This window comes from Pseudomonas sp., assembly GCF_050739655.1.
In the GTDB taxonomy this organism is placed as follows: domain Bacteria; phylum Pseudomonadota; class Gammaproteobacteria; order Pseudomonadales; family Pseudomonadaceae; genus Aquipseudomonas.
In genome coordinates, this window is sequence record NZ_JBOIBY010000360.1 from 1 (window position 1) to 1411 (window position 1411).

General features: G+C 56.8%; 1 protein-coding gene. It reads left to right on the forward strand.

Going from position 1 to position 1411, the window contains the following annotated elements; genetic code table 11:
* Positions 1 to 11 precede the first annotated feature (11 nt).
* A partial coding sequence (glnA, locus tag ACRESJ_RS17330) for a type I glutamate--ammonia ligase (RefSeq protein ID WP_431758991.1) occupies positions 12 to 1411 on the forward strand: 1400 nt, incomplete at its 3' end.

Below are 1411 nucleotides of genomic sequence, written 5' to 3' on the forward strand. Positions count from 1 at the left end.
CGGAGGACACTATGTCGAAGTCGGTTCAACTCATCAAAGATCATGACGTCAAGTGGATTGATCTGCGCTTCACGGACACCAAAGGCACTCAGCACCACGTGACCATGCCGGCTCGCGATGCGCTGGAAGACGACTTCTTCGAAGTCGGCAAAATGTTCGACGGTTCCTCCATCGCTGGCTGGAAAGGCATCGAAGCCTCCGACATGATTCTGCTGCCGGATGACGAAACCGCCGTCCTGGACCCGTTCACCGAAGAGCCGACCCTGATTCTGGTCTGCGACATCATCGAACCTTCGAGCATGCAGGGCTACGACCGCGACCCACGTGCGATCGCCAAGCGCGCCGAAGAGCATCTGAAATCCACCGGTATCGGCGACACCGTGTTCGCGGGTCCAGAGCCAGAGTTCTTCATCTTCGACCAAGTGAAGTTCAAGTCCGACATTTCCGGTTCCATGTTCAAGATCTACTCCGAACAAGGTTCGTGGATGTCCGACCAGGACATCGAAGGTGGTAACAAGGGTCACCGTCCAGGCGTCAAAGGCGGCTACTTCCCGGTTCCGCCGTTCGACCACGACCACGAAATCCGTACCTCCATGTGCAACGCACTGGAAGAAATGGGTCTGACCGTTGAAGTTCACCACCACGAAGTGGCGACTGCCGGCCAGAACGAAATCGGCGTCAAGTTCAACACCCTGGTGAAGAAAGCCGACGAGACCCAAACCCTGAAGTACGTTGTGCACAACGTTGCCGACGCCTACGGCCGTACCGCTACCTTCATGCCTAAGCCTCTGTACGGCGACAACGGTTCGGGTATGCACGTTCACATGTCCATCTGGAAAGATGGCAAGAACACCTTCGCAGGCGAAGGCTATGCCGGCCTGTCCGATACCGCTCTGTACTTCATCGGCGGCATCATCAAGCACGGTAAGGCCCTGAACGGCTTCACCAACCCGGCGACCAACTCCTACAAGCGTCTGGTTCCAGGCTTCGAAGCTCCAGTAATGCTGGCCTACTCGGCCCGTAACCGCTCCGCTTCGATCCGTATTCCTTACGTGTCGAGCCCTAAAGCCCGCCGTATCGAAGCACGCTTCCCGGATCCAGCAGCCAACCCGTACCTGTGCTTCGCCGCACTGTTGATGGCTGGCCTGGACGGTATCCAGAACAAGATCCACCCTGGCGACGCTGCTGACAAAAACCTGTACGACCTGCCGCCTGAAGAGGCCAAAGAGATCCCACAAGTTTGCGGCAGCCTGAAAGAAGCCCTGGAAGAGCTGGACAAAGGTCGTGCGTTCCTGACCAAAGGTGGCGTTTTCAGCGACGACTTCATCGACGCTTACATCGCCCTGAAAAGCGAAGAAGAAATCAAGGTACGTACCGTCGTACACCCACTGGAATACGAGCTGTACTACAG